The organism is Spirosoma daeguense, assembly GCF_054776875.1.
On sequence record NZ_BAAHBF010000007.1, the window covers coordinates 367,350 to 383,523 of the forward strand.

The 16,174-nt window shown below is 46.8% G+C and carries 10 protein-coding genes; 6 read left to right on the forward strand and 4 right to left on the reverse strand.

Going from position 1 to position 16,174, the window contains the following annotated elements; translation table 11 throughout:
• Positions 1 to 83 precede the first annotated feature (83 nt).
• Both ACYVD4_RS23165 and ACYVD4_RS23170 read left to right on the forward strand, forming a co-directional pair.
• Positions 84 to 797, forward strand: a complete 714-nt coding sequence (locus ACYVD4_RS23165; protein ID WP_460949796.1) for a membrane or secreted protein — start codon at positions 84 to 86, stop codon at positions 795 to 797.
• 118 nt (positions 798 to 915) lie between these two features.
• Positions 916 to 3,408, forward strand: a complete 2,493-nt coding sequence (locus tag ACYVD4_RS23170) for an alpha/beta hydrolase family protein (protein WP_460949798.1) — start codon at positions 916 to 918, stop codon at positions 3,406 to 3,408.
• 169 nt (positions 3,409 to 3,577) lie between these two features.
• On the opposite strand, the gene ACYVD4_RS23175 is transcribed toward ACYVD4_RS23170, so the two are convergent.
• Together ACYVD4_RS23175 and ACYVD4_RS23180 are read right to left on the reverse strand one after the other, a co-directional pair.
• Complete coding sequence (locus ACYVD4_RS23175) at positions 3,578 to 4,318, reverse strand: LytR/AlgR family response regulator transcription factor (RefSeq protein WP_460949800.1); 741 nt, start codon at positions 4,316 to 4,318, stop codon at positions 3,578 to 3,580.
• Entirely contained in the window at positions 4,315 to 5,556 is a 1,242-nt protein-coding gene (locus ACYVD4_RS23180; protein WP_460949801.1) for a histidine kinase, read from the reverse strand. The genes ACYVD4_RS23175 and ACYVD4_RS23180 overlap by 4 nt, the downstream gene beginning before the upstream one ends.
• A gap of 483 nt (positions 5,557 to 6,039) precedes the next feature.
• Here ACYVD4_RS23180 and ACYVD4_RS23185 point away from each other — a divergent pair, with 483 nt between their 5' ends.
• Positions 6,040 to 9,213 (forward strand): ligand-binding sensor domain-containing protein, encoded by a 3,174-nt coding sequence (locus ACYVD4_RS23185; RefSeq protein WP_460949803.1) that lies wholly within the window; start codon positions 6,040 to 6,042, stop codon positions 9,211 to 9,213.
• Between the two features lie 115 nt (positions 9,214 to 9,328).
• A complete protein-coding gene (locus ACYVD4_RS23190) occupies positions 9,329 to 12,193 on the forward strand; it encodes a PAS domain-containing sensor histidine kinase (protein ID WP_460949804.1) in 2,865 nt (954 codons plus the stop codon).
• 509 nt (positions 12,194 to 12,702) lie between these two features.
• Here ACYVD4_RS23190 and ACYVD4_RS23195 read toward each other — a convergent pair.
• The gene (locus ACYVD4_RS23195) at positions 12,703 to 13,233 is read right to left on the reverse strand and encodes a hypothetical protein (protein WP_460949806.1); all 531 of its coding nucleotides are present in this window, start codon (positions 13,231 to 13,233) and stop codon (positions 12,703 to 12,705) included.
• A 100-nt stretch (positions 13,234 to 13,333) separates the two neighbouring features.
• Complete coding sequence (locus ACYVD4_RS23200) at positions 13,334 to 13,789, reverse strand: hypothetical protein (protein ID WP_460949808.1); 456 nt, start codon at positions 13,787 to 13,789, stop codon at positions 13,334 to 13,336.
• A 253-nt stretch (positions 13,790 to 14,042) separates the two neighbouring features.
• On the opposite strand from ACYVD4_RS23200, the gene ACYVD4_RS23205 reads away from it, so the two are divergent.
• Both ACYVD4_RS23205 and ACYVD4_RS23210 read left to right on the forward strand, forming a co-directional pair.
• Positions 14,043 to 15,107, forward strand: coding sequence for a fatty acid desaturase (locus ACYVD4_RS23205; RefSeq protein ID WP_460949810.1), 1,065 nt, complete (start codon positions 14,043 to 14,045; stop codon positions 15,105 to 15,107).
• Entirely contained in the window at positions 15,107 to 16,174 is a 1,068-nt protein-coding gene (locus ACYVD4_RS23210; RefSeq protein ID WP_460949812.1) for an acyloxyacyl hydrolase, read from the forward strand. The genes ACYVD4_RS23205 and ACYVD4_RS23210 overlap by 1 nt, the downstream gene beginning before the upstream one ends.

The window sequence follows — 16,174 nt, forward strand, 5'->3', positions numbered from 1 at the left end:
TCGAGAATCAACAATCGGTAGAGTTGATAGAATAATGTGTAGGTTTACGTATACAATCAGTTATGAAATAAACTAAACCTGTTATGAATCAGAAACAAACTTTGTTGGGAGTCGTAGTTCTGTTGAGCGTACTGTTGGCATTTCGTTCGGCTGAGCCGGGTAAATTCGATGGTGCCTGGCGGTACACAAACGCATCTGGGGCAACCGTATTGATGACGCTGGAAGATAATTATCTGGTTTTGACTACGTATGAAAAGGATCGTTTTATAGGTACACGCGGGGGCGTTTATAAGCTAGATGGCGAGAATATCCACATACAGGTCGAGTTCGATTCGCAGGATAGTAGTAAAGTTGGCCAAACAGAGTCATATCTGACGTTCGATCAGGGTAAACATGTACTGATGCGGGATATGCAGGGTAATCCGACGTTTGAGAAAATAACAGAAACGCCTACCGAGCTTACAGGCTTGTGGCGAATTACTGGCCGGGCCAACGATGCCGGACAGATAACAACAATGCAGCGCGGCCCACGAAAAACGCTGAAAATGCTGACTGGAAGCCGTTTTCAATGGATAGCCATTAACCCGCAGACAAAACAGTTTTCAGGAACAGGCGGAGGTACGTATACACTAAAAGATGGCAAATACACCGAAACAATTGATTTCTTCTCGCGAGATAACAGCCGGGTTGGAAAATCGCTCACATTCGATGCGAAAGTAAGTGGCGATCAGTGGAATCATTCGGGAGAAAGTTCGACGGGTGGGAAAGTTAACGAAGTCTGGAGCCGGGAAAAATAGAGGAATATTATAAGGTATTGTTGGGAGAAAGTCATAAAATAGGTTGAGTGTGTGATGAAAAGCCTAATTTTGTTCTGATTTATTGATTACACCTCAATACAACTGAAAACTACTTTTTATGCTTTCTAACTTACCTAAAAATCGTCCGGGGCGGTGGCTTTTGCTGTTAGCCGGGCTTACATTTTCGTTTAGCGGATATGCGCAGGATGCCACATCGTATCAGACTCCGCCCAAGGCATTGGCCGATCTGGTTACGGTTCCGCTGACGCCCAATGTCAGCATGTCGGCTAAGGGTGATATGATGCTTCTGCTCGAACAGGCTGCGGTTCCCGGAATCGACGAACTGTCGCAACCTGAACTGAAGCTGGCGGGTTTGCGGTTAAATCCGGCCAACACAGGTCCAAGCCGTGCGCGCTACGTAACGGGATTGAAACTTCGGAAACTGACCGATAAAGCGGAAAAAGCCATCGCTGGATTACCTGCTTCGCCAAAGATTAGCTACGTGCAATGGTCGCCTAATGATGCGAAAATTGCCTTCGCCAATTCAACCGATAGTCGCATCGATCTGTATGTTATCGACGTAGCAACCGCTACGGCTCAGAAAGTTGGTTCACTGGCGTTGAACGCTACGTTGGGCGTGCCGTATCGGTGGTTGTCGGACAATAAAGGCTTGGTGGCAAGAACAGTTCCCGCAGGTCGTGGAGCTGCTCCGGAGGTTAGTCGCATACCGTCGGGGCCAACAACGCAGGAAAATATTGGTGGCAAACGCGGACAGGCACCAACCTATCAGGATCTGCTTAAAAATCCATCCGACGAAAAGCAATTTGCTTATTACACTACATCGCAGGTGGTTCGGGTTGGATTAGATGGCACCACGACAAACATTGGCCAGCCGGGAATTATTCGTTCGGCCGATCCTTCACCTGATGGGCAATACGTACTGGTCGAAACGGTACATACGCCGTTTTCGTATCTGGTTCCGGTAAATCGGTTTCCGCTCAAAACCGATATTTACGCTACGGGCGGTACGTTGGTGAAAAGTTTGAATGACAGTCCCTTGCAGGAAAGTGTAGCCTACAGTCGCGATGGTGTTCCGACTGGCCCGCGTGATTATTCGTGGCGGACAGACGTAGCCGCTTCGGTTTATTATACCGTGGCGCAGGACAATGGCGATCCGAAAGTGAAAGCTGATATTCGGGATAAAGTGTACCTGATCGAAGCACCTTTTTCGGGTCAGCCCAAAGAAATCTATGCGTCACAGTTTCGTTTCGGTGGATTCGATTGGGGAACGGCATCAACCGCGTTAGCATCTGAACGTTGGTGGCAGAGCCGCAAATCCATTACGAAACTGGTTGACCCTGCTACGTGGCAAACGTCGGTTCTATTCGACCGTTCGTATGAAGATCGGTATTCAAATCCCGGACAGCCCGATATGAAGCAGAATCAGTACGGTCGCGATGTGTTGAATATCTTGCCTTCGGGCGAAATTCTGATGCTGAACGTACAAGGCTCATCACCCGAAGGAGACCGCCCATTTGTTAGTCTGCTGAATCTGAAAACCAAACAAACGCGCGAACTCTGGCGGTCGTCATCCCCTTATTTCGAACGGCCTGTTGCTGTGCTGGATGCTGTTAAACAGGTTATTCTGACAACCCGCGAAGCACCCGACGAGAATCCGAACTATTTTGTACGTAATCTGAAGGCACGTATTGCGCCGATGCAGGTAACGTTTTTCGAGCATCCATATCCGCAACTGAAAGGCATTCAGAAACAGCAACTTCGGTATAAACGTAATGATGGTGTTGATCTGACCGCTACGTTGTATCTGCCCGTGGGTTATAAGAAAGAGCAGGGGCCGCTGCCAACCTTCCTGTGGGCGTATCCGGCTGAGTTCAAGAGCAAGGATGCCGCCGGACAGGTATCTGGGTCGCCGTATCAGTTCAACCGGATTAGCTATTGGGGTGCAGCCGCATTTGTTACGATGGGCTACGCTATTCTCGATAATGCCAGTATTCCGATTGTGGGCGAAGGCGATAAAGAACCAAACGATACCTATGTAGAACAACTGGTAGCCAGCGCAAAAGCTGCCATTAACGAAGGTGTCCGTTTGGGCGTTGTCGATTCAACAAAAATTGGTGTTGGTGGTCACTCGTACGGCGCATTTATGACGGCGAACCTTCTTACACATAGTCGTTTGTTTAAAGCAGGTATTGCGCGTAGTGGTGCTTACAACCGGACGCTAACGCCTTTTGGCTTTCAGAATGAGCAACGTAGCTACTGGCAGGCTCCGGAGGTTTACAGCAAAATGTCGCCGTTTATGAATGCCGACAAAATGAAAAGTCCGCTGCTGTTGATTCATGGTGAAGCCGACAACAATACTGGTACGTTCCCGATTCAGTCGGAGCGATATTATAATGCCTTGAAAGGTTTCGGTGCCACAACCCGACTGGTATTTTTGCCTTACGAAAGTCATCACTACGATTCTAAAGAATCGCTGCTGCATATGCTGTGGGAAATGAATGGCTGGCTCGATAAGTATGTAAAAAATCCAACCACAGCCGCCCAACCCGGTAACGCTGGGAAAGTTGGCGGTGGTAAATCGGAGAAATAATTTGATTTCACCACCCCCAAGTGAGTCTCGGCATGTCCCCTCCTAAAACAGGAGGGGACATGCCGAGACTCACTTGTTCACTTATTCTGGACTTGAATCAACGATTAGTGATGGTCATTGAGAAAGCCCCCTCCTGTTTTAGGAGGGGGTTGGGGGTGGTAAAACCCTTTTATATCTTTTCCAGTAGGCTCAGAAATTCCTGTTTTTTGTTGCGCGATACCGGTAAGGCTTTGTTATTAGCCATCACAACTTCACCGCCATCGCCCCGGATATACCGTTGAACGTAGCGCAGATTGATGAGATAGCTGTGATGCACCCGGCAGAATCCTTTGGTTTCCAGTACGTCTTCTACTTCTTTCAGAGTTTTGGAAATTAGCACGATCTGCCCGTTTTTGAGTGCAAACCGCGTGTATCCGCCGTCCGACTCGCAGTAGTAAATTTCTTCGCTATGAATAATCTGTAAACCCTCCATTGTCGGTAGCGCAATACGGTCGCCGATACGTTGGTGTTGCAGATAGCCTAAAAACTGATCAATGTTGCTAGGTGTCTGTGTTGTTTGCTCCTGCTCGGCTTTGGCCACTGCCCGAATCAACTCGTCTTTATCAACAGGTTTCAGGATGTAATCCAGTGCGTTATGACGAATGGCTTTAATCGCATATTCATTGAATGCGGTGGTGAAAATGACCCGAAAGCCATGATAGCGACACGCTTCCAGCATTTCGAATCCGCTCATACCTGGCATCTCGATATCTAAAAAAATCAGGTCGGGCCGCATCGATTCAATAGCCGTTAATCCTTCTGAACCGTTGGCACATCCGGCCAGAATCTGAACGTTTGGGCAATAGCGTTTCAGTAGTAAAGTCAGTACGTCGCGGCAGTGTTTTTCATCGTCAATTAATAAAGCAGTCATGATTGTCGTAGTTTCATGGTGAAGGTTACGTCGGTTCCGGCAGGGGTGCCCATATCGGTCGTTAAATCTGTTACGTGGATACCTGCATCGGCATCATATAGTTGATTGACAAGCTGTAGTCGTTCCTGCGTGAGGGTGTGCCCATACGATTTATGCGCCGTAAGCCCGCTTACCTGTGATTTTGTCGATGCTGCACGCCCAATGCCATTGTCGCTAATCTGAATGCGTAGATACCCGTCCTGCACATCGCAATTCATGTGAAGCGTTGGTTTGTCAACGTTCGGTTGCAACAGGCCGTGCCGAATGGCATTCTCAATATACGGATAGGTGACCATTGGCGGTATAAAAACCATATCAACCGGCAACGATTGGCTGACGGTCAGTGTAAAGGCAAACCGATTGTCGCAACGTAGCAGTTCAAGCTCAACATAAATCTGTAACGCTCTCAGTTCGTTACGTAGCGACACCCATTCACTGGCAGTATTGGCCATGATCTGACGCATCAGCCGTGAGAATTTTGTCAGGTACAAAGACGCCTGTTCAGATTCATTTTCCAGTACAAACTTGTTGATGGCGTTCAAACTGTTGAACACAAAATGTGGGTTCATCTGCAAACGTAGCGCCAGTAACTTGGTTTCGGTTATACGGTGTTCATTATCAGATAATTGCTGCTGAACGCGTTGGTACGCAAGTTCGGTTTCGATACGGCCAATTTTCTGCGCACATAGGGCGGTAATTTTTTTCAGGATAACAAGATGATGAGCACGAAAAAAATTACGTTTTGGATGTTCAGCGTCAATCACTCCCCAAACCCGTCCGTTCAGCAGGATCGGAACCGTTATTTCGGAATACCGAATAGCGTCATCCACAATGTAGCGTTTGTCGAGCGATGTGTTGCCGATACGTTCGGGTTGCCCAGTGCGAGCCACGTCGCCCACAATCCCCTGCCCCAACGGAATTTCGATAGGTTGGTGAATAATGCCAATTGCCGGGCCTTTTGGGCCGTGGGCTGCCAGTTGAATTAATACATTACGAGACGTATCGAGCTTATAAATAACGCAATCGACAAAATTCAGGCGGCCAATGCAGTTTTTCACTACGTCCCACAGCACTTCTTCTACGGTCGTTTGCTCCAGCAGTGACATTGCGAAGAAATTAATAATCCGTTCTACTTCCAGCTCTTCTTTCAATGATTGCTGGTAAGCAGGCCGTGATACGTTGCTATTCGCATTTCCCACAGATAATATACTGATTTAGTTGCTGTTGATTGCTTGTTACGTAGGGTTGTCGATCATAGAATTTTGTATCGACTAGAATAGCCTACGAATACCAATGCGCTTTGTGTAATGAGTAAGCAAAAGAACGCTTATTTCAGCAACGCAGATAGCGAAAACTAATAGTGAGTAGGTTTGAGCAAATAACTGGTTCATCCGATGAATAACTGCCAGATTGGAGTTATATCTGGTAGATAAACCACCAATTATCCTCTTTTTGCCACTTGTTATCTTCTATTTGCCACCATTTATTCATTCGTAACACGCAGAGCTGATTAGGTAGCCTATATTTGAACGGATAAAGCTGTTTGGGTAGATGTTGTTACCAGATAGATATGAACCAGAATGTTTTTCGTGATAACGTAACGAATTTGCCACAACGCTTTATTATCTTACCTTCCGAGATGCTCCTTCAGGATGACGCAGCGATGCGATACTAGCCAATACGTGAATAGGCCTGTTTTTGCCAAATGGTTATGCCGTTGGGGTGGTTTACTAGTGCTAGGTATTTTTAGCATTTCACCGTCATTGCTAAAAGGGCAGGCACCTGCCATGTCGTTTCAGCGGCTGTCGTTGAAACACGGGTTGCCCGCCAACTATACAACGTTTGCCACTCAGGATACTCCCGGCTTTATCTGGATTGCTACCGTACGAGGACTAACCCGGTTCGACGGAATCCGTTGCCTTAATTTCACGCGTGAAATTGGAAACCCGAAATCGTTATCGCATCGGGTGGTACGTACCATTTTTACAGCACGCAACGGAACAATCTGGGTTGGTGCACAGGAAGGATTGAATCGCTATGAACCGGCTACACAATCGTTTCAGCGGTATTCATTTGCCGACGTTGGGCCGGGTTGTAACTTCGTTCGGTCAATTGTTGAAAGTCGCGATGGTCGGCTTTGGTTGGCTACCAAAGGAGGAGTTGTGAGCTTTGAGCCTAACACAGGCCGTGTTGCACTTCTGACCATGCCAGCCGGTGAACAGTCAGAATCGGAAGTGAAATCTGTACGCCGAATGCTGATCGATGGCAATACGCTCTGGATTGGTACGCAGGATGGCCTGTTTGCCTATAATTTGCTGACGAAACAGATTCGGACGTTTCGAAATGACCCTGCTGTTACTACGTCATTGCCCGATAACTACGTAACGGCGCTGGCAAAAAATCCGCGTAGTGGTCAGATTCTGGTCGGAACGAAAGAAGGACATCTGACCTACTTAAATCCAGGCACTGGAGAGTTTAAATCTGTGTCGGAACTGTCTGTCAATCAGTCTATATCGTCGGTATTGTTTACCCGTTCCGGCGATTTGTGGGTTGGCGTCAACCGGGCAGGACTTTATCATTTCGATGCGTCAGCAAAGCGATTTGATCAGTATGTTAATAACGAAAATAATCCGCGCAGTTTAATCTCGAACTCAGTTATTGCCCTTTTCGAAGATCGGTCGGGTGTGGTCTGGGTGATGACCGATGATTCGGGTGTTTGCTGGTTCAATCCAACCGTCGATAAGTTGCATTCCGTCTTTGATGAAATCGATTATCAACCTGCTAATACACAGGGTTTCGATGCGGCTGGGCTCTCTCTCGATGCCACCAATAATTCTATTTGGGTTGCTACCCGCGACGGTGTCGTTCACATAAATCCGCAAACAAAAGCGTATCGAATTTATAATCAGAAGCCAGGAAACTCCGCCAGCCTGATCGATAATATGACGTATTCCATACTGGCTGATCAACCTCGGCGAGTATGGGTAGGTTCTAACGGTGGGCTCGATTGGCTCGATCCTGCTACGGATCATGTGCAGCATATCCCAAGCATAGCACCAACCGACGAGGGCGGAAAAACTCCGCTAGCTACGTCTGATAAAGCCATTGCCGGTACGCAGGTTTTCGGATTACTCAAGGCGTCTGATGGGCGGATTTTTATTGGTACAAACGAAAAGCTGACCATCTATGACCCTAAGACAGGGCGATTCAGCCATCAGTTTAACAACCCACAAATTGCCAAACTGCCGGGCAAAAACTATAATACCCTTTTTCTGGATCGCCATCGGAATTTATGGGTAGGTGGGCTGGGGCCGATTTTTAAAATAAGCCCCGATTTACGCCTGTTGGCCAAATACGAACATAGCGATGATGTACAAACCTTACCCGATGAAGGGGTAACCGGATTTGCCGACGATCGTTTCGGGCGAATGTGGGTTAGTACGGATAATGGACTGGCCTGCCTGAATCAGAAAACCGGTAAATTTCAGGTTTTTACAACCCAGCATGGATTGCCGCATAACGACCTGTCGGCCGTTTTTATTCTAGGTGATACGCTTTGGATTAGCACCAGTCAGGGGCTGGCGTATACGGATGTGCGTCGGCCAAAGTTTACCGTTTTTAATGAGGCCGACGGATTTTCAGCCTCGGAGTTTGAATCTGGTTCAGTTGTTCGTGATGCTACCGGACGCTTGTATTTCGGGGGTATGCGAAGTCTTGTCTATACGTATCCAGAGCGCATTCGGCAAAACCGCTACGTACCACCTGTTTATCTGACATCGTTTCGGGTGAATGGTCAGGAAATGCTGAAAAACCCGTTTGCCGCACCGCCTACATTGGAGTTAGAGCCCAATCAGAATACGTTTACATTTGAGATGGCTGCGCTGAGTTTCGACAATCCAAACGATAATCGCTACGCCTATCGACTCGAAGAGTTTGATACCGACTGGCAACGGGAAGGGAACCGGGCTTTCGCTAGTTATACCAACATTCCCCCCGGCAACTACGTATTACACGTTATTGCCGCCAACAACGATGGAGCATGGAATCGGTCGGGTTATCGGTTACCGATAACTATTCTGGCTCCATTCTGGCAAACGTGGTGGTTTCGGATCAGTACGCTGGTATCGTTATTGACGCTAACAGGTTTCGTGGCTAGATGGCGCGAAAAGCAGCGGGCAGCCGTACAGCGCGAAAAAAGCGAAATGCGCGAACGGATCGCTGCCTCAGAGATGAAGGCGTTACGTTCGCAGATGAATCCGCATTTTCTTTATAATTCTTTGAATGCCATACGGTTATTTATTCTTCAGAACGATAGCGATAATGCTGATAAGTATTTAGTGAAATTTGCCCGACTGATGCGGCTCATTCTCGATAACTCGCGACTCGAATGGGTAACCCTCGATAATGAGCTAGAACAGCTTACATTATATATGGAACTGGAACAGCTACGTTTCGATAATCTGTTCGATTTTTCGATAACAACTGATTCGTCGCTTTCGCTAGAAAAAACGGCCATTCCTCCCATGATTATTCAGCCGTATATCGAAAATGCCATTTTACACGGAATGGCTCATAAGCAATCGAAAGGATGTATTCAGGTATGTATAGTGTCTAAACCGACACATCTGGAGTGCATTATCGACGACGATGGTATTGGACGAATGCAGGCGCAGACGTTCAAAAAGCCTGATTCCAAACACCGTAGCGTTGGATTACGGGTAACCGAAGATCGGCTACAACTGATTGGCCAACGTAGTGGTCGGACTGCTGGTGTTCAGATACTCGACAAGTATAACGACCAGCAGCAGGCAACGGGCACGCGCGTTGTGATTCAACTACCATTTGTGAACTCCTGAGCCATTTAGTGGCTAATCCAGCTTAAACAGTTTCATACGCTAGGCTGTTGATGAAGTAACTTACAGTCTGAAAGGAAGTACCCATACGCTTTATCTTTATTTATAACTATCCACTATGACTGGCGACCAGAAGCTCTTTAATCAGAACGGTGCCACTGAGCATGAAAGCCTGAAATTTGTTCTTCAGGCCAGTGGCATTGGTACCTGGGATTTAAATCTGATTGACCAACTGGTTCATTGGGACGAACGTTGTCGGGAGCTTTATGGCTTTGCGAAAGATGAGGTAGTAGCCTATGATCAGGTCCTGCGATACATACATCCCGACGATCGCCCGCGTGTACACGAAGCGGTTCAACGGGCAATAAGCCCTGAATCGGGCGGACATTATGATTGCTGGTTCCGAACAATTGGTGCCGAAGATGGCGAAGTACGGTGGTTGCATTGTCAGGGAAGAGCCTTTTTTAATGAGCAAAATATAGTCTATCGTTTTGCGGGTATTGCGCAGTCAGTTGATACCACAACTTGGCAATCGGCCGAGGATGCATCTCAGCAGGCTCTGATTGAAAGTGAAGAACGATTTCGGACAATTGTGGAGCAGGCACCCGTTGCCATGACGCTTTTCAATGGGCCTCAATTTGTTACTACGTTGGCCAACGAGCGGGCACTAGAGTTCTGGGGGCGGAAACGCCAGCAATTAATGAATATGCCTTTTTTTGAGGCTGTTCCCGAAGCTAATGGACAGGGCTTCGACGAGTTGATGAAAGGGGTCTACACAACCGGCGAACGGTTCGAAGCAAAAGAGCGTATTGTTAATCTGGAACGTAACGGACATGTCGAAACGGCTTATGTCGATTTTATTTACGAACCTTATTACGGTGTAGAGGGTAAAATTGCGGGCGTTACAGCAGTTTATATCGACGTAACCCAGAAGGTGAAACAGCGACTGGCGGTAGAAACCAGCGAAGCCCGATTCCGTAGTCTCATTGCAGAAGCTCCTGTAGCTACCTGCCTTTTTGTTGGCCCCGAGATGGTCATTGAAGTAGCCAATGAGGTCATGATCGGATATTGGGGTAAAGGCTGGTCGGTTATTGGAAAACCGTTGGTTGATGCTATTCCCGAACTAAAAGGACAGGCATTCCCAATTCTTCTGGAACAAGTTTATGCCACTGGCGAAACGTGTACCATGAGCCAGATGCCGGCCGATCTGGAGGTAAATGGAATACTGTCAACCTATTATTTCGACTTTACCTATAAGCCACTACGTAACGCAAACGGCGACGTATATGCTATTATGGACATGGCTGTCGACGTAACGGAGCAGGTGCTGGCCCGTCAGAAAATAGATGCGAGCGAGGCACGCCTACGTTCCATAATTGCAACCGCTCCGGCGGCCATGGGTTTGTTTGTTGGGCGAGATCTAATCGTTGAGTTACCTAATAAGGCGTTTATCGATATTGTCGGGAAAGGCCCCGATATTGTTGGGCGGCCGTTACGTGATGTGATGCCTGAGCTAGACAATCAGCCTTTTCTGCAAATTCTGGACGATGTTTATACATCTGGAAAGATGTATCAGAGCTTTGGTGCACAGGTCGATATTGTGCAGCATGGCGTAATGACACACAACTTTTACAACATTACGTATACGCCCATTCTAAACGAAGAAGGCGAGGTATATGCCATATTAGACATTGCTATCGACGTAACAGATGCCGTAAAAGCCCGACAACGGGCTGAAGAGGCAGAAGCCTCCTTACGGGCGGCTGTTGAATCTGCGGAACTGGCTACGTGGAGTATGCACATCGAAACTGGCCAGTTTAGTTATTCGGCGCGGTTTATGGAATGGCTGGGGTTCTCCGAAAATACCAAAAGTATGGATGAGGCCTATAATCCACTCCCCAACGACTACCGCCAATCGGTAGCCGATGCTATAACGGCTGTGATACAGCCGGGGGCATCGGGTGTATATGAAAACGAACATCCAATTATAAACCGCCAAACGGGTCAGGTACGTATTATCCATGCACAGGCGCTGGTATTTTACGATGGCGAAGGTATGCCGGAATATCTGACCGGAACCGCACAGGACGTTACCGATCAGCGACAACGCCAACTGGAACTCGAATCGCAGGTGCAGGAACGTACCGAAGAATTGGCCGCAACCAATGAAGAATTAGCGGCAACGAACGACGAGTTAGCGAAAATAAACGACGAGTTAGGACTTTCTATTCAGGATTTACAACGCTCGAACCAGAATCTGGAACAGTTTGCCTACATCGCCAGCCATGATTTGCAGGAACCGTTGCGAAAAATTCAGTCATTCGGCGATATTCTGAAAAATCTTTACGGCGAACAGTTGGGCGAAGGCGTTGAACACCTGAGCCGGATGCAAAAGGCCGCCGGTCGTATGTCGACGCTCATCCGTGATCTGCTTACGTTCTCGCGTATTTCGACCCGGCAAAATGTTACCCGACATATATCGTTGAACGACGTTATCAACTCGGTATTGACTGATCTGGAGATTTCGCTTCAGGAAACGCAGGCTGACGTGCGCATCGACGTACTACCCGACGTAGTAGGCGATCGTTCTCAATTGGGGCAGCTTTTTCAGAATTTACTTAGTAATGCACTGAAGTTTTGCCGCAATGATGTGAAGCCAGTCATTACGGTACGTTCGCAACAACTAAAAATGTCGGAATTGCCCGCCAATGTTCGACCTGCTCGGCCATCAGCTTTTTACAACCGCATCGACGTAGCAGATAACGGAATTGGTTTCGATGAAAAGTATGTCGACCGTATTTTTCAGGTATTTCAGCGATTGCACAACCGTAGTGAATTTGCCGGAACGGGTATCGGCCTGGCTATTTGTGAGAAAGTGACGGCCAATCATGGAGGAGCCATAACGGCTTATAGTAAACCCGGCGAAGGTGCTACGTTCGTGATTTATTTCCCAGCCCTGAATGGCGAACGTGACGGAAGATAAGCATGTAAGAAAACAAGCTTAACCACGTAACGAGTTGAACGCTCCGGCTATTTAGTCAAATCGACCTGTTACCAATTGTACCTGTTTCGGTGCATACGGCTCCTGTACTTTTGTGATATACTCCTAACGTTTAGAAGCCATCATGAAATTGCTGAAAGCAGCCACTCAATATCCATATCTGTTAATGCCTGGGTTTGTCTGGCTGGTAGTTACCTGGGCCGTTTGTCGCTGGTCACGGATCAATGAATTTTTATACAGCTGTAATTTTTAAGCGATACGCTTTCTGATTTCCAGAACGTATTGTTTTCAGTTGGATACGTAGCGTTTTTCAGTGTTACGTATTCTGTTGCTTTTGAATTTGTTAGCTACAAAATATGTTGGCCAAACTATACTTTATTGTAAAAATGCAAACTGATGATGTGCGTTTGGTTTGTACTTCTCCCGGAGAGGTTTTATAACTAACTACGAATATGTTATGTGAATTAGGCTAAAAGCTAGTGTATTCTGCACTATCGGGCCTTCAAAGAATCCTCATATATTTCTCGTTTGATTTCGTCTAATTCTGTAGAAGGCAACTTCTTAGTACTAGCATCAATAATACCATTCCCCCATCTTTTATTGTTACATTCGACCCCACTGATAAAACGACCATTCCCATCGAAACTCAAACTTAGGTAAGCAAGCTTGTCCTGCTTTAAATCGGCTTCTAAGTTTTCATAAGTGGTATGAGGGATGGAACCACCCTTAAAAGGGACATAGCTTCGAATGTGCAAGAAGAAGTTGTTATTATATTTCGCTATAACAAAACGCCACTTTGTTCGCGCTATATCTAATTTAACTAGCTCATCGGCGTTAAAGAGAGCACTTATTGTGGGCCCTTGATACGCTCCTTTAGTGGGCAACTCTAGGAAATTGCCTAGATCTTCCACCAAATTCCAATCAAGTTGCTCTTCAATTACATAAGTGCCTTCTCGCTTATATTCATATTTAGCTAACCAGTTTTGTCCTTCTTGAATCGTTATATCGAATTCGGGTGGCAAATAATAGGGTAACGGCTTAGTTGCTTGCTGGATAATAGGCTCTGGTATGGCTTTCGGAGTGCAGCTCCAACTGATCAAACACAAGTAGATTAATAACTTTCTAACTACCATTCCTCTGTTGTATAAGTGCGTTTGTGTAAACCCTGTGATAACTACCACCGATAAGTTGCTTTGTGGTTAAGTCCAGACTAAAATCAACCCAGTCGTCATTTTCATTCGTTGGATCATAGGCTAACCCAAATATTGTATGACCCTCTAATCGTAAATCGGCTATGCCATCCCATGATATTCGTTCAGATGTCCAGATTTGGCCTTTTGAATTTACAACAACTAGATTAGTATCGTTAGTGGCAATTACTTCATCTTGATCGGTTAAGATAGCAATCTTTATAGAGGACCCAAAAGTCGCTAGTGGTTGGGTCTGATTTCGATTCATTACGTACCCACTACCGCCAGCAATAACAATAGTTATATCCGTTGATGGAAAATCGAATACGGCGTTATAAGAAGTCCAGCCGAGGTTAAAATTAGCAACCCAGGAGGTATTGTCAGACATAAAAAAACGGATGACAAAGCCTTCACTATATGGACTTATATAAGGTTTATCTACTTAATTAACTGGAATATACATTGCTCCATAAGCAGGCAACCCTTCTAGTATTTTATATCTTTCTTTATCGACATCCATCTAGCTGAATCTGTTGTATAATCTCGTACAAGTTAACAAAGAGGGGTTCTATTGGTTGCTACTGAGTGTGTCTACTGAAGCATTTGTAAGTAAGGAAAGTAAGCATCAACTCAATTTTGATATGGGGTTGCCGCATGTAACTCGTCGAGCCATCATCAAGAGAGCGATTCCCTACGGGTTGCCTCTGCTTTTTGGTTGCTTATTCATCAGTACTGCTTATGGAAACTGGGTGTGGGTAGCTTCCGTATTGATCTGGCTGATGGGTACGTTAATCCGTCCACTGGGTGAATTTGGTATAAAACAACTGGTTGACGAGTATCGCTTTTTCCATCACAGTACGTTAATGGCACGAGTGAAAACCGGATATGGTTTTTTCTTCGTCGGACTGAATAGCTGGGCTTTTTATTTCCTGAGTACGCAGGTGCTGGCGTGGTGGCACTGGCTTTTTTTTGTGTACGGGATGATTATTCTGAACAGCAATTTTGCCATCTCGCTTGCGCATGATCTCATGCACGCTACGTCGCGTTTAGCCCGTGGATTAGCTACTATACTGTTGATTCAGAATGGGTTTTTCTATCTCGAAGCTGACCATATTTATATTCATCATCGCTACGTTGGCACGCCGAAAGATCCGGCCACACCGCTTCTGGGCGAGTCGATCTATCGCTATTTTAAACGCTCGATCAGCCACCGATTTCGAATGGTTTTCGACGTAGCATCGGTGTTCCCGAAATCAACGAGTGCTCGAATTGTACGGGCCACTACGTTACGACTGGCTGGTTGTCTGGTTTATCTGGCTGTTGCTGCGGTAGCGGGACTGGCCGTAGGCGGTTGGGTGCTGGCCCAATTTATTTTTGTGGTGCTCATTTACGAGTCGATTACGTATATCCAGCATTATGGTCTTCAACGTATCAGAGCTGGAAACCAGTTTGAAGCCGTGCAATTGCAACACGCCTGGAATAGTTTTTACCGACTCGATACGTACCTGTATTTTATGATGCCCGTGCATTCCATTCATCACGTACACGAGCCTAATCTGACGTCAATAACGCATTTTGCCGGACCAAAAATGCCGTTGCCATTTGCCAAAATGATGTTGTCGGCATACCGGCCAGCTCGTTGGTTTGCGCTTATGAATGCCCCTGCGCTACGTCTTCGTCAGGAATTACAGACCACTACGTCCTGATGGCTCTACTACGTTACTCGGCTCGATTCGTGACCTGTTCGCTCGGGCTATTTTTGTTGTCTGGCTATCTGATGAAAGGCTATGCGCAAAAAGGCTTTATGTATGAAATTTACGGGCACGTGGGAAGCCTGATGTCTCGGCAGAAAGAATCGAATATCGACGTAGCAGCAATCAGGGGAGCCGAACTGACAATTAGCCGACAAACAAGCGGTGCAAAACCGTGGCAACGAGCGCATAACTTTCCGGAAATGGGCCTTTCGCTACGTTGGCGAGATATTGGAAACAACGTAGTGTATGGCAACGATCTGGCAGTAGTGCCGTTTCTGGCCTTCACGGTTTGGCATACTCCGTTCGCTACGTTACAACTAAAGCACGGAACCGGACTGGCCTATTTTACCCGTCGTTACAACGCCGAACATAACCCTGAAAATCGGCTAATTAGCACGCGCCTGAATGCCGTTTCGTTGCTCAATCTTGGGTTAATTCTGCACGCTACGTCCAGACTTGACCTAAAAGTGGGTCTAGAAATGAGTCATGCATCGAACGGAAATCTGCGCCAGCCGAACAGCGGCCTGAACACAATTTCAACCTATTTGGGGTTACGCTACGTTCCGGGACAGCAGCTTGTCATTGATCGGGAGCCGATGCTACGTCGACGGAATAACTGGCGGATGTATGCAGGTACTGCCTTTGGCGTTTTTCGGGCGGCTGATTCCAGTCGGCTGATTGTTTCTCCGCAGGCTGAAGGTGGAGTACTTTTCGAGCATGATGTTCGCTTTAGAGCAAGTGGTGGTCTTGAACTTATGCGTGATCCTGAAAAAGGCGTTCAACTTGGGTTAAAAATTGGCGAAGAAGTATTGTTTGGTCATCTGGCAATTTGCTATCAGCTTGGTACGTACCTGATTACCCCCGTAGCTGGTAGCCGGATTTATGAAAAAGTTGGACTTGCCTGGTATCCGTTTCAATTACGTAACGATATGCCCGAAAAACTCAGCATTGGCACGTCGCTGAAAGCACACGGCTTGCGAGCCGCTTTTATCGAACTAAACGCGGGCTATGTGTTTTAG

Coding starts and splice junctions, on each gene's coding strand:
- ACYVD4_RS23205 (WP_460949810.1), top strand. CDS start 14,043: ATGGGGTTGCCGCATGTAACTCGTCGAGCCATCATCAAGAGAGCGATT.
- ACYVD4_RS23175 (WP_460949800.1), bottom strand. CDS start 4,318: ATGACTGCTTTATTAATTGACGATGAAAAACACTGCCGCGACGTACTG.
- ACYVD4_RS23210 (WP_460949812.1), top strand. CDS start 15,107: ATGGCTCTACTACGTTACTCGGCTCGATTCGTGACCTGTTCGCTCGGG.
- ACYVD4_RS23170 (WP_460949798.1), top strand. CDS start 916: ATGCTTTCTAACTTACCTAAAAATCGTCCGGGGCGGTGGCTTTTGCTG.
- ACYVD4_RS23190 (WP_460949804.1), top strand. CDS start 9,329: ATGACTGGCGACCAGAAGCTCTTTAATCAGAACGGTGCCACTGAGCAT.
- ACYVD4_RS23165 (WP_460949796.1), top strand. CDS start 84: ATGAATCAGAAACAAACTTTGTTGGGAGTCGTAGTTCTGTTGAGCGTA.
- ACYVD4_RS23200 (WP_460949808.1), bottom strand. CDS start 13,789: ATGTCTGACAATACCTCCTGGGTTGCTAATTTTAACCTCGGCTGGACT.